The sequence below is a fragment of the Mucilaginibacter sp. genome (assembly GCF_036383575.1).
Lineage (GTDB): Bacteria > Bacteroidota > Bacteroidia > Sphingobacteriales > Sphingobacteriaceae > Mucilaginibacter.
On record NZ_DASVOB010000699.1, the window covers coordinates 25,228 to 38,783 of the forward strand.

At 37.5% G+C, this 13,556-nt stretch carries 11 protein-coding genes and 1 pseudogene; all 12 read right to left on the bottom strand.

Annotated features, from left to right (window positions below):
* Positions 1–22 precede the first annotated feature (22 nt).
* Complete coding sequence (locus VF500_RS24895; RefSeq protein WP_330862265.1) at positions 23–1,030, bottom strand: glycosyltransferase; 1,008 nt, start codon at positions 1,028–1,030, stop codon at positions 23–25.
* A gap of 23 nt (positions 1,031–1,053) precedes the next feature.
* Complete coding sequence (locus VF500_RS24900) at positions 1,054–1,926, bottom strand: 6-hydroxymethylpterin diphosphokinase MptE-like protein (protein WP_330862266.1); 873 nt, start codon at positions 1,924–1,926, stop codon at positions 1,054–1,056.
* Between the two features lies 1 nt (position 1,927).
* Positions 1,928–3,385: a hypothetical protein gene (locus tag VF500_RS24905; RefSeq protein WP_330862267.1), complete on the bottom strand. Its 1,458-nt coding sequence runs from the start codon at positions 3,383–3,385 to the stop codon at positions 1,928–1,930.
* Positions 3,363–4,127, bottom strand: a complete 765-nt coding sequence (locus tag VF500_RS24910; RefSeq protein ID WP_330862268.1) for a hypothetical protein — start codon at positions 4,125–4,127, stop codon at positions 3,363–3,365. The genes VF500_RS24905 and VF500_RS24910 overlap by 23 nt, the downstream gene beginning before the upstream one ends.
* A 119-nt stretch (positions 4,128–4,246) precedes the next feature.
* A complete protein-coding gene (locus tag VF500_RS24915; protein ID WP_330862269.1) occupies positions 4,247–4,987 on the bottom strand; it encodes an SDR family oxidoreductase in 741 nt (246 codons plus the stop codon).
* A complete protein-coding gene (locus tag VF500_RS24920; RefSeq protein WP_330862270.1) occupies positions 4,988–5,923 on the bottom strand; it encodes a phosphoglycerate dehydrogenase in 936 nt (311 codons plus the stop codon). It lies immediately after the preceding gene.
* Entirely contained in the window at positions 5,923–6,603 is a 681-nt protein-coding gene (locus tag VF500_RS24925; RefSeq protein WP_330862271.1) for an acylneuraminate cytidylyltransferase family protein, read from the bottom strand. Before VF500_RS24925 ends, VF500_RS24920 begins: the two co-directional genes overlap by 1 nt.
* 42 nt (positions 6,604–6,645) lie before the next feature.
* The gene (locus VF500_RS24930) at positions 6,646–7,614 is read right to left on the bottom strand and encodes a glycosyltransferase family 2 protein (protein WP_330862272.1); all 969 of its coding nucleotides are present in this window, start codon (positions 7,612–7,614) and stop codon (positions 6,646–6,648) included.
* A 43-nt stretch (positions 7,615–7,657) separates the two neighbouring features.
* A complete protein-coding gene (locus VF500_RS24935) occupies positions 7,658–10,045 on the bottom strand; it encodes a GumC family protein (RefSeq protein WP_330862273.1) in 2,388 nt (795 codons plus the stop codon).
* A 134-nt stretch (positions 10,046–10,179) separates the two neighbouring features.
* Positions 10,180–10,995: a polysaccharide biosynthesis/export family protein gene (locus VF500_RS24940; RefSeq protein WP_330862274.1), complete on the bottom strand. Its 816-nt coding sequence runs from the start codon at positions 10,993–10,995 to the stop codon at positions 10,180–10,182.
* Between the two features lie 161 nt (positions 10,996–11,156).
* On the bottom strand, positions 11,157–11,468 hold the full coding sequence (locus VF500_RS24945) for a DUF3467 domain-containing protein (protein ID WP_121231621.1): 312 nt from the start codon (positions 11,466–11,468) through the stop codon (positions 11,157–11,159).
* A 225-nt stretch (positions 11,469–11,693) separates the two neighbouring features.
* Positions 11,694–13,556 (bottom strand): annotated as a pseudogene (locus VF500_RS24950) (DNA-directed RNA polymerase subunit beta'); the annotation flags it as partial.

Below are 13,556 nucleotides of genomic sequence, written 5' to 3' on the forward strand. Positions count from 1 at the left end.
AATAATTATAACCGATATAGAGCTATTTTAAGTAAAATTCCGACAAAAGTAATTTCTTTACTGATAACGCTTTTCTATTCCTTAATATCTCCTTTAAAGTATACCATTCCATTTGAATTACAAAAGGCTTAGTTTGTTTATCAGCAAAAAAGAACCACGTCTTGGCCAATACACTAACCTGCACTAATAATTGAGTTATCCAATAGGAATATAATTGCCTTTTTAATGCCGTTGCATTCGGAAAAAACGAGTGATATAACTTAAGATGCGCCGCTGCAACTCCAAAGCCTTGAAACATTCGTGTTGTGTATTCTTTTTTAAGTCTTCTATCTGTAAGATAGTGCTTAAACTTCAGTTTAGAACTATACCAAAGTTGGTATCCCTTCATGATAACAAAAAAAGATATAGCGCTGTCATCTCCGGCTGCTAATACATTACCCTTACGGCCAGATAACAACATATCAGAATGATTAAACTCGGCATAAACTTGCTGCACTAACTGTTTTCTCACAACCATTCCTGCTCCGTATATATATGGCCGGTTATTGGCAACCGGTCCTTCCGGAATATCAGCAACCTGCGGGCCTACAGCATACCCCATTTGCAATGTAAGGTCAGATAGCCATTCTGGCCTAAAAGTTTCATATACTGGTTCACCTGTACCTCCGCAAATCCCAATGTTATCGTTTCCGGATAGTATTCGAAATGAATTTTCGATATAATTTTCTTCAAGCCAATTGTCATCGTCGCAAAAAACCAGGTAATCATATTTAGCTTCATTTATCCCGCGGATTCGTGCATTAGCTAACCCTGCATTAGGCTCAAAGATAACATTGAAAGGTACAGATGAGCCTGTCGCATCCCATATGGACTGAACAAAAGCAGCTGTATTATCAGTAGATGCATTATCAACAATAATAATTTCCCAGGGAGTGCCTACGCTAACAACCTGTTTGGACAGGTGTTGTACAGTAGGTTCCAGAAGTTTAACGCTGTTATAACAACATACTATTACGGATATACCTTTCATTAAAAGTAAAATTATAAATCAGATCAATTAAACAATGAATTATAGTCAACCCTTTCAAACACTTCCAACTTACCGCCGGCTGTTGCGTTATTTATTTTCCTATCGGCTGCATCAAAATGCGCTTTTGCTTCTTCGTAGCTTTTCTCCATACGATCAACTTTGGGATCATGCCAACGATATCCTTTTCCAAAATACTCTTTCGAAAAATGATTTTCGTCGTCAGATTCCGACAAAATAACCGACGATCTTTCTAAGTTAGCTTCTTTTGGAATCGCATAATTATGGTCAAAGCCAACAAGATATACCTTTGAAAAACCTAAATAAAAAGCTAATTGCATACATTGAAAACTTACAGTTCCGCCAACGCCTATCCCCTCTAAACAATTTTCAGAAAAAGTTGGGGTAAATAATTCTTCGTATGCGCTTATGTAAACGTTAGTAGTTATCCTTTTAGGGGTATCTTTTATTACATAATTTAAAAAATAACCTATAAACTTATACTCAGCTTCATTATAATTGTTTATTTCGTCAGCCCTGTCTTCTGCAACTGCGTAATCCTCCAGCACGTAAAAAGTTGGGTGAAAATTCATTTTTTCATAATTCAAATAAATCGCGTTTACGCCAAAGGTGTATTCGTCTTTCAATTTCGTCAGATCGATATTGTTCAGTGACGGGCCATTTCCTATTATAAAACAACGTTCGCCCTTATATTTATCTTTTAGCGATGAGAATAGTTTTTCATTTTTCGTAAGATAAATACCCTTTGAAGCCAATTTAAACCTAACATTATAAGCAATCAACTTAAGCAGACTAATATTAGCCAAACCCCTATAAGTTCTTTTATCAACAACTAAAAACAACAATGGATGTAATATTTTTCGCAAAACTTTTTTCATATTATTTATAATTTTTGATAAATACTGTTAATAAAACATAAGCCAACAAAATACAGAATGGTAATCCATTTGCTTTCGCTTCAAATTTCAAAAAACTCGTTTTCATGAACCTATAGGAATGCATTCCTGCATACCATGCATAAAATCCTAAATAACCTGTAATCATTCCTACTGGTATCGCATATAAATCCAATTTGTGTATTAACAAAAAGGTGGTAATTATAAATATCACACCAGAAACACCATCAGCAATGTGTGATATAATATGATTACTTATGCTATATAACTGTATATGCATTGCTCCATATCTATGGATCGCGAATGCAACCGTAATTGCTATCCACAACCAAGGATCAATAAATGCTATTTTGCTGTGAATAGCATGAAGAAGAAAATTAGAGCATAAGCCAAAGCCAATGGTCGCGCTCATAAATATCATGTTAGCTAAAAACATACTTCTTTGCGCTTTGGCCTTTAATTCACCCGATTTGTGCTGCGCTATTAACTGTGCGAACAACGGCACTTTACTATAAAAAGGCGCCGCTGAAACTAAAACTATAGTGTTTACAATTCTTAATGCAAACAAATACGCCGCCACATGAGAGCTAGATCCTATCTGCGCATAGATAATACTGGTAGCGTTACTTAAACCATTTGACATGAAGCCAGAGACCCCACTACGCCAAGCGGGAGACCATATCTTCTTGAATAAAACGCTATCAAAAGGCAACCTTGTGTTTAATTCGATAAATTTTCCGTTATCCAATTTTCTGCATAACATAATATCCCTAAAGGTATTCACTAACACCCAAGCCTGGTTGGCAACCACAAGCCACAACAAACTCTTCAGGTAATACAGCACAACGATACTTGTAATGATTGAACAAATAGATGTTATACTTTCCCACCTCCGTACTATAGCGATTTTGTTTAATCCTTCAAGATAATTTGAATATATATTCCCGTAAAATTTTACTGCTGAAACGAGAATTATAACGCCCCAACCCAACCAGGCATCCAATTGATCATCTACTTGTAAAATCGGCTTCGCTAAAGCCCAAGAGCCAAGGGTCATTAGTAAAACAAGAAATAGAAGCGTAACCCTTAAATAAATATGCCTCATTAAAGAAAAAACACGAGCTATTATATCCCAGTTACATACTCCGTGAGTTTCTATTTTCTGTGTTAAATAACTATCAATGTCTTTAGCACCCCCTACACCATAAGCAATCATTCTTATAAAGGTGATCTTAAAGCCCATATCGGCCAGCCCCTCTAATGATATTACTGTTGAAAACAGATACCACAATGCAATTTGTGAAGGAGCAAAACGGTTTAATAATAAGGGTAATACTAAAAATAAACTTAACGCTTTCGTAGAATAGCTTAACCAGGTATTTAAAGTAGGCGAATTCCAAGCCTGTATAGTGATAAGTTTAATTCGCGCGGTCAGCTCCATCTAATTTCTGAATTATTCTTTTTGTTAGCTCCTTAAAACCCAAAGACGTAAAATGTATATTATCTATGGTGTATCTTTTGATCTCATCGGGTGTCCAATCTTTTATTGAGATCTTGTTTTTTATATACTTTGCCAAAATAGCGTCATAACTATTTACTATAGTTTGGATATTTTCAGGGCGCCCCTTAGTAAAATTGCCCTCCCACCCTTTTACAAACATATTTGAATCGATCCATATCAAATTTTCGATCTTCTGTAAAATCGGACATATATGGCTTTCAAAATAAGCTTCAGAGTATAATGTAACTATTTCTTCATTATTGTACTTCGGGCCTAAATATTTAGTTTGATGAACTTCATTGGCTTTAAATAGTTCATCAAAAATCGGATCATTCTTTTTGCTACCCTTAACTTTCTCTATGTTGCTGAGAGGCCTTGGCGAAAAATCAACTACTCCGCAGTGCATGATAACGAAGTCATAGTTCTTCCAATTTTCTTTAGTCTGGAAAAGTGAGATAAAATCTACTATAGTCGTAAATTTCTCCGGACATATGTTATAAGTAACTTTATACCTTGTTAACAATCTTTGTATATAAGAACCGAGCGGCGTTTTTCCGAACCTGCTTATCACATTATAACCACGAGAATCCGTATATACGTAAATTGAACTTCTCTTATGGTTTACTTTCAGATAAAACTTTCTTAAAAATGTAAATACTATATTAAGAAACACTTCCTTCATCGTTCCAGTAATTAAATTTCACGTGTATATAAGTAATCGCAACTGTTCCGGGTAATATATAGCGATTGATGTAATAGTTATGAGCTTATCAATGCCCATTAAAGAACTACCAACCTCGCTTAATCCAAATCCTTTAAAACGTTGCTTATCCCCCCATCAATATTCAAATTGGCACCATTAATAAAGCCAAGTTTATCTTCGGCTAATAATAATGCTAATTGCGAAACTTCTTGTGGCTTTCCTATACGTTGGCTCGGGTGTAATTCATTAAGCATTTTAACTTTCGACTCATCATTGTTAAACCCTTCACGCAGCATTTGAGTATCGATAGCGGCCGGGCTAATGGAGTTTACTCTCACCCTTCCCTGCAAATCTACCGAAAGGGCTTTTGTTAAACCCACCAACGCACTTTTTGAGGTAGCATAAGCTATGAAGCGTCTTTTAGTGAGCTGATGATGTATACTCGCTATATTTATTATTGACCCCTGTGAAAGTTCCAGCCTATCCAGAAACAACTGACTTAGCATAAGGGGGCCAGTTACATTTACATTGAGCGTTTGGTTCCAATCCTGAATTGTTACTTCAGATAGGCTACCGAGCATCTGTACAGCTGCATTATTTATCAAAACAAAAAGCTCCGGAACCTCTTTATTTAATACAGCTTCCATCTCCTGCTTATAGTCAGCATCAGCGCAATACCTATTCAAATCGAATTTGATAAATTTTTCGCAATAGGGCGATGGTTCATCGATCAGATCGAGGCCTACAACACGGTAGTTGTTCTCATTAAAAGTGCGTGCTAATTGGCTACCTATACCACCAAGTACACCAGTTATCAGAACAGATTTCTTATCGCTCATTTATTTTATATTTAAAAAGCCGAATAACAGATCAATAGCTTTTAAGCTTGCCCTTATCACGGCCTCTCTTGTATTAGAGCCATTATGAGTACCAAAAATGCACTGCTCAAACTGTCTTAAAGGGCTATCGATCGGTAATGGCTCTACTTCGAATACGTCCAACCCAGCTGATCTAACTTTACCAGACAGGAGCGCGGCAGTCAAGGCCTGCTCATCAATAAGCGGCCCTCTTGACACATTTATTATAATCACACCATCTTTCATACCGGCAATGCTTTCGGCATTGATTAAATGATAATTTGATGGCGTAAGAGCACATGTTAGTATAACAAAATCTGCATCTTCCAATCTTTCAGGAAAAGTAACTATCTGATCTACGTTAGCTTCAGCAGGGGTTAATTTCGTGAACGGATCATAGGCATTGATCTTAACATCAAATGCTTTAAGCCTCCGTGCCGTAGCTAATCCTATATCGCCAATGCCAATCAAAGCAACAGTCTTTCCTTCAAGCGACATTCCGGGAGGTTTTATCCAGTTACCTTTTCTAACCTCTCTGTCAACCAGGTAGCTCTCCCGCGCCAAACCGGTAAAATAAGCCAGTGCCATATCTGCCACCTCGTTACCAAACATTCGCGGCGTGTTCGAAATAGGGATTCCCAATTTCTCGCAGGCCTTAAAATCAACATTGTCAACCCCAACTCCCCATTTTACAGCAGCGACCAGTTTACCTGCCTTGCCAGCTGTGAATACTCTTTCAGTAGCAGGATCATCACCTATTATCCAGGCGTCAACGGTTGGTACTAACTCAACAAGTTCGTCCTCGCTAAGTACCTGCACAACATTTGGTGTAACAAGTTCAATACCTTTTTCTTCAAATAAATATCTTAGCTGATCGATCGCCTTCAACATTGGAGGGCATGTAACAAGTACTTTCATTATAAAATGTTATTTAATTTTTTATACAAAAGTTCGGCAACAATAAAGTTCAGTTCCACATCTATATCCTGCGCTTCAATCTCGGCCATTTCAAATAAGAAAGGACGATCTCCAATACGATTGTGTTTTCTTTCCAAAATAGCTTTCGTGAATATATATATGCAGGAGTTCTCTTCAAAAATCGGGGGTAGATCCTGTGTTCTTAACAGGATATTCTGATTATGATTTATTGGCCTTGCCAATGAATCCCAAAAACGTACATTCCTTTTTGTGACAGAAAAAAGTGAATCATACATCGGATATAGACTGAAGAATTTCCCAATCGCTTCAGTAATGGTCTTAGTACTTAATATTGGATTAGTACTGTGTGTTTGCAAATAGAAATCGGATGGTACCTGCTCAATGCAATTTAACAATACATCGTTCATGGCTATACCGCCATCTCGCAAATGATCCGGGCGCTCCAACACTAATACATTCGGGAAGTGCTCAGCTGCCTGCTCCATTACTATGGGGCTATCTGTATCTATAACTACCTTATCAATTAGCGGACAATCCAACAACGATTGCACTACATGGTGAAATAACGGTTTACCTGCAAAGTCTCTATAGTTTTTACCTGGTACACGTTCACTTGAATGCCTCATAGGCACAAGAGCGGTAAGCTTATACTTATTCATTATAAAAATTCGTTATCTATTTAAAATCGCTTTAAAAAGCACCTATAAATTATAGGATATTCTTTCTCCCATATCTGTAATCTCCTTCGATTCCGCTTTCACTTTACCTTTTCTCTTCAAATCATTAGGATAATACAACCTCTTTCGCAATGTTTCATTTAGATATCGATTTTGGGAGTAGCCTAAATAAGTTCCCCAAAACTGCATATACCGAAACATAACAATCGATCCTATTTGTCTGAACAGCTGCCTGTCATGTATGGAGTGGAAAGAATCAGAAATAATATTGGCCAGGGTAAGCCTAACAAAGCTAAAGAACGAAAATTGCTCAGATGGATATATGATCTTCAATGCTATCGCTTCTCTCCTATATCTATTTTTTATACGGGCTGGTGTTTCCTCATGCACATGTACAATCGTAGCTGTAGCCTCATATGCGATCTTATAACCCTTCGATTGTATTTTGGAAGCCCAGTCCAAGTCTTCCAAACCGGTAAGGCTTTCATCATAATGCTGACTCTCCCATAATTCCCTTCTCACAACAGCGTTAGCATTATTACAGAATGGGATTAGCTGATTGTAATTAGACCGAACAGGGAACCACTTTCTGAATAACTGTTCCTCCGAGTACTTAGTAAATTCATTTCCAACCTGACGTCCGTATACCAATGCCACATTTTCATCACGAAATGGATATAGCATCTTCTCTATCCAATTTTTAAATAGTGGATAAACATGTGCGCTTGCAAACAGCAAAAATTCCCCCTTCGCTTCTTTACAGCCTTTGTTCAAGGCCCTGCCAAATGAAAAATCTTCAGGTTTGATATAAATTACCTTTACACCATACTCTTTCGCTATTTTCACAGTGTCGTCAGTGGAACCTGAATCAACTAATATTACTTCGAGCGAATCGATTACAGTTTGACATTTTATACCCTCTAGCAATTGCCGTATATGCTTCTCTTCATTATATGACCGTATAATTAAACTACAAATAGGATCCATAAGCATTTCGAACTTCTATACCAGATATATTCTCAAACCGGGAGAATAGCTATTTTCTTCCAAATACTCTACTCCAAAAACTTACTTTCTTTTCATCGGTTTCGCCGTAGCTGCCATAACCGTAACCATAACCGTAACCATAGCCATATCCATAGCCGTACCCATAGCCATAGCCAGATTTCTCTTGCTTGATATCATTAATAACAAGATAAGGATGTTTCAATTTACCTGTCTCTTTTAAGTTATTTACAATCTCTAACTGAGACTTAAAGGTATATTTTTGACGAACTATGTATAAAGTCACATCCGAAAAATTCTCTATCAACAAGGTATCAGAAACTAACCCTACCGGAGCGGAGTCGATTATAATGTAGTCGAATCTTTCTTTCAACTTAGCTATTAAATCTGCTGTTTTTGAGTGAAGCAACAATTCAGATGGGTTTGGAGGAATCGGCCCCGAACTCATAAGAAAGCAGTTTTCGCTAAACCAGGTCGGCTTCAAATAAGGCTCAATATCATCACTATCTGATACTATATAATTAGTAAAACCATTTTTTATATCCATGCCCATATTGGCAGATAACTTTGGCTTACGCAAGTCAAGCTCCATAAAAACTACTTTCTTGCCGCTCAACGCCAATACGCTACCAATATTCAAGGTAATAAAAGATTTCCCCTCACCACTCATACTAGACGTTACCAAAATCGTCTGACATTTGTTAGTTTTAAAGAGGTATTGCAAGTTGGTTCTCAGAGCCCTAAATTGTTCCGATATAATTGAGCGAGACTTATCTTCAACCGCTAAACTAATATTCTCTCCACTATGACTAATTTCTCCAACAACCGGAATCTTACTATTTTCGGCCACATCTTGCTTTGAAACTATCTTCACATTGAACAGTTCTCTAAGTGAGAGGAAAATGAGGGGGAGAATAAAACCAAAAATAGGAAATATCAAAGCAACTAAATTTACTTTGGAAACGTCCGCAGTATAGTTACTTTTTGCAGCATCAATAATCCGTGCCGTTGAAATAGTAGATGTTTTAGATATGGCTGTTTCTTCACGTTTTTTCAATAAAAACAAATACAATTCCTCTTTTACTGCCTGCTGCCGGGCATAATCCAAGAAGATTCTCGATTTTGAAGGAACAGTTTCTATTTTATTTGAGAATGTTGTATTCTGCGATTCGATCTTTTTTCTACTTACCAATAAACTCTGTAGGTATGAATTTAAATTCTTCAGCAAAATAGTTCTGAATCCATCAATCTGCGAGTCAAGTGTTTTTATCACAGGATTGTCATCTGTATTCGTCACTGATTGTCTATCGCGTTCCAATAATAATGTATTATATTGCTGAACAGTTGTTATAAAAGCCTGATCCTGTACACTTAAACTTCCTGGTATGATCTTTTTGTTGTTGGGATTATTAAGAAAGTTTTGAAGATCGTGGATTACCGAAATCTGCACATCAAGTGTAGCCAATTGCTTTTGATAATCTTCGGCTACCCCAATCATAGCTTTTGATTGTTCTGCTATATCAGCAAGTTGGTTTTTCTTCTTAAATTGCTCAAACTCCTTCTCAACACCCGAAAGTTGCTGTCCAACTAAATTCAGTCGTTCATCAATAAATGATAAAGTGCTATCTGCTATTTGGACCTTGTTTTGAAGGTTTGATACCAAATACACCGACATTAATTTATTCAATATAGCTTCGCCTTTTTTAGAATTTGGATATTTTAGTGAAAGATCAATAGTTGTGGTGGTTTTACTTGAAAGATCTATAGATAAACTTTTTTGAAAACTTTCTATCGCTGATTCAAATGAAGTTATCGTCAATGTATAACCATGCCCATTGATCACCCCTGGTTTGCGATTGAATATTAATTTATACATCGGCAGGTCAACAACTGTCCCAAACTTGGTCTTTAAATCGACATCGTCCTTACTGTTAGTTATATGAAGAATATTATTTTGGATCTCCACATTATAATCCCTTCCATCTATTGAATCATTTTTCAAAATCACCTGTACAGCAAAAGGAGCTTCATCAAATAATTCATCTTTTCGCAGTTTACCTTTCCGGTAAGTTGTCACATTCAGATTAAGATCTTTTACTGTTTTTTCAAGTACACTTCTCGATTTTAAAATCTCAACCTCGTTTTCAGCGTTATTAGGTACGCCTAAAAGGGAAGAAAAATCTGTAAGGTCACCCATTCCTCCTATAGAACTATTCTTATCATCAGCCTCTACAAGGATCATTGATTTTATTTCGTAATTAGGATTACTGTGCTTTTTATACAAGTAACCTAAAGCTGTAAACAAAATAACACTGATCAAAAACAGCCGCCAGTTAAAAAGTATCTTCCCAACAAGCTTCTTATAGTCAAATCCATCTTCATCAGCGTGCTTAGTTGCAATTGGATTTTGTGTATCCATCAGTATTTAAATTTTGGTAAAGTAGTTGAATGTAAACAGTTAAAATTTAACAAATGCTTCTCTATTGCCTGATTAATTTACTCGTGCACATTGGCAATCAAAATAACAATACAAATAAACTCAAAATGAGTAGGTTACTTAACGCGATAAGCTAACACAAGGATAATAGATAACAAGGCACCAGCAATTGTAACATACTTTTGCTGCGAAGCATCAGTCGCGTCAGATTTAGCTTTTCTGGGCTCTACATACACTATATCGTTCTGTCTTAAATAGTAATTAGGATTAGACAGTATATCGCTTTTTTTCAGGTTGATCCTGTATGGCGTTTTTGTTCCGTCAGAATTCTCTCGTATTAAAAGCACATTTTCGCGCTTTCCAAAAATTGTAAGATCACCTGCAATAGCTATTGCATCAATTATACTAACTTTCTCGTTAGGCATTACGTAAACTCCGGGTTTTGCTACTTCACCAGTTATGCTAATTTTAAAATTAGCATAGCGAACAATAACAACAGCATCTTTATAATATTTAAGAGCAACAGCTCTTATAACCTCTTTAGCTTCAGAAGTAGTATATCCTAAAACCTTAATCTTACCTAAGATAGGCAATTCAACAAATCCTTCTTTATCAACAAGATACCCCGAAGACACCTGTTGATTCAAAGACGGCGCACTCAATGGCATGCCTATACTGGATACAGGAATGTTTCCCACATTAACAACAGCTGTAGAAAGCGGATCTGCGTTACTAACAATAATCGTCAATATATCGTCGATCTGTATTACAGGAGCCTTATATTCGGCACTTACCACAGTCTTCAAACTGCCGCTATCGGCCAAATCCTGAAAATATTTGATTTTTTTTGTTGAATTACAAGAGAAAAAAAATGTAGAAAAAGTCAGTACAAAAATGAACAGAAATGTACCTAATAGGAAGTGTTTTCTCATAGGATTAAGGGTGTCATTTGCTTTAAACGTATAGGTTTTAAAACGTTGCAATATATATACTTTTTTTGGCAAAACAAGCTTTTAATATTAATTTTTTGGATTAAAGAGGTAAAACATAACTTTTTTTTAATCAAAAGTGCATTTTAATATAATAATCAAAATTATGCTTGTCCCATTGTGCCACCAAAATTCATAGGAAAACCTGGATGATCGGGCTGTACCTTGATGCGGCCGTTATTGGTTTCATACTTTTCAATGTTATCTTCCAACGCCGAAAGGAGACGTTTGGCATGCTCAGGGGTTAATATGATCCGCGACTTTACCCGAGCTTTTGGTACGCCGGGCATAACCCGGATAAAATCCAATACAAACTCTGAATTTGAATGGGTAATGATAGCCAGGTTTGAGTAGGTACCTTCTGCAATTTCTTCCGAAAGCTCGATATTGAGCTGATTTTCATTTTGTTCTTCCATGCTACTAAAATAACAAAAAGACGTTCTTCATAAACTGTCTTTTTGCGGTGGTAAATGCCAGGCAAATATAGCTTTTAAGAATATAAGTCCATCTTATATTCTGCTTTCATAAGGTCGAACGTAGAACAGGGATATTTTGCTTTTGTTTTAACTATTTTAAAAAAAGCATAAAAAAAAGCCTCCCGGATAACCGGGAGGCTTGATAAATATTTGAATAACTAAAGGTTAAGCCTCTAACTCTTCTGCTTTTGAAGCCATCAGGCGGTCAAACTCTTCCTGTGAGCCTACACGGATATTTTCATACTCGCGTAAACCTGTACCTGAAGGTATTAAGTGACCTACGATAACGTTCTCTTTCAGACCAAGCATATTGTCTTTTTTACCTGCTATAGCTGCTTCGTTCAATACTTTGGTAGTTTCCTGGAACGATGCTGCCGATATAAACGACTTAGTACCTAATGATGCCCTGGTGATACCTTGCAGTATCGGGCTTGATGTTGCAGGGATAGCGTCACGCACTTCAACCAGTTTAAGGTCGCGGCGTTTCAATACCGAGTTTTCGTCACGTAAGCGGCGCAATGAAACTATCTGACCAGATTTTAGTGTAGTTGAGTCACCTGGATCGGTAACGACTTTCTTGTCATAAATTTCATCATTCTCAGTCATGAAATCCCAGCCGTCAACAGCTTCACGCTCTAAGAAACGGGTATCACCCGCATCTTCGATTGATACTTTCTGCATCATCTGGTGAACAATAACCTCAAAGTGCTTATCATTGATCTTCACACCCTGTAAGCGATAAACTTCCTGGATACCATTAACAAGGTATTCCTGAACTGCCGCAGGGCCTTTGATAGCAAGGATATCTGCCGGAGATATTGAACCATCTGACAGTGGCATACCAGCTTTAACAAAGTCATTATCCTGTACAAGGATGTGTTTTGAAAGTGGTACAAGGTATTTCTTAACCTGGCCGTCTTTTGATTCAATGGTGATCTCGCGGTTACCGCGTTTTACACCACCTAAAGTTACCACACCATCAATTTCAGTTACTACAGCTGGGTTTGAAGGGTTACGTGCTTCAAATAGCTCGGTTACACGTGGTAAACCACCTGTAATATCCCGGGTTTTACCAGTTGAACGAGGAATTTTTGCAATAACCTGACCTGTTTGTAACCTGTCGCCTTCATCAACAGCTATGTGTGCACCTACAGGAATGTTATATCCTTTAATGATGTTACCTTTATTATCAGAGATCTGGATAGCAGGGTTTTTAGTTTTATCCCTGGTATCGATGATCACTTTTTCACGGTGACCGGTTTGCTCGTCACTTTCTTCACGGAAAGTAATACCTTCCAATACGGCGTCAAACTGGGCAATACCTGCAAATTCAGATATAATCACCGCGTTGTACGGATCCCATGAACAGATACGGTCGCCTTTTGTGATCTTGCTGCCATCTTTTACATACAGGTATGAACCGTACGGAATGTTGTTGGTAACAATTACTTTATTGCTTCCGGCCTCAATAATACGGAACTCGCCCGAACGGCCTAATACCACATCAACAGCGCCATCTTCGGCGGTTTCAAAGGTTACGGTACGTACGTTTTCAAATTCAATGATACCATCAAACTTAGCGTTGATCTGTGACTCAGCCGCGATGTTTGATGCGGTACCACCCACGTGGAATGTACGAAGTGTTAACTGTGTACCCGGCTCACCGATTGACTGTGCTGCAATTACACCAACCGCTTCACCTTTTTGCACGCGTTTACCGCTTGCAAGGTTACGGCCATAACATAATGCACAAACACCACGCTTGCTTTCGCAGGTTAATACCGAGCGGATCTCAACGCCCTCAAGCGGCGAGTTCTCGATCTTTTTAGCTACCTCTTCGGTAAGGTCCTGACTAGCTAATGCTAACAATTCGTTAGTAATAGGGTCATGAACATCATGAAGTGTAGTACGACCTAAAATACGGTCATATAATGGCTCAACAATATCCTCGTTATCTTTCAGTGCAGTTGTATAAATACCTCTTATGGTACCGCAATCAACCTCACCAACAATCATATCCTGGGCAAC

Excerpts from the sequence above, each read along its gene's own strand:
- VF500_RS24895 (WP_330862265.1), bottom strand. The coding sequence starts at position 1,030 with ATGAAAGGTATATCCGTAATAGTATGTTGTTATAACAGCGTTAAACTT.
- VF500_RS24900 (WP_330862266.1), bottom strand. The coding sequence starts at position 1,926 with ATGAAAAAAGTTTTGCGAAAAATATTACATCCATTGTTGTTTTTAGTT.
- VF500_RS24905 (WP_330862267.1), bottom strand. The coding sequence starts at position 3,385 with ATGGAGCTGACCGCGCGAATTAAACTTATCACTATACAGGCTTGGAAT.
- VF500_RS24910 (WP_330862268.1), bottom strand. The coding sequence starts at position 4,127 with ATGAAGGAAGTGTTTCTTAATATAGTATTTACATTTTTAAGAAAGTTT.
- VF500_RS24915 (WP_330862269.1), bottom strand. The coding sequence starts at position 4,987 with ATGAGCGATAAGAAATCTGTTCTGATAACTGGTGTACTTGGTGGTATA.
- VF500_RS24920 (WP_330862270.1), bottom strand. The coding sequence starts at position 5,923 with ATGAAAGTACTTGTTACATGCCCTCCAATGTTGAAGGCGATCGATCAG.
- VF500_RS24925 (WP_330862271.1), bottom strand. The coding sequence starts at position 6,603 with ATGAATAAGTATAAGCTTACCGCTCTTGTGCCTATGAGGCATTCAAGT.
- VF500_RS24930 (WP_330862272.1), bottom strand. The coding sequence starts at position 7,614 with ATGCTTATGGATCCTATTTGTAGTTTAATTATACGGTCATATAATGAA.
- VF500_RS24935 (WP_330862273.1), bottom strand. The coding sequence starts at position 10,045 with ATGGATACACAAAATCCAATTGCAACTAAGCACGCTGATGAAGATGGA.
- VF500_RS24940 (WP_330862274.1), bottom strand. The coding sequence starts at position 10,995 with ATGAGAAAACACTTCCTATTAGGTACATTTCTGTTCATTTTTGTACTG.
- VF500_RS24945 (WP_121231621.1), bottom strand. The coding sequence starts at position 11,468 with ATGGAAGAACAAAATGAAAATCAGCTCAATATCGAGCTTTCGGAAGAA.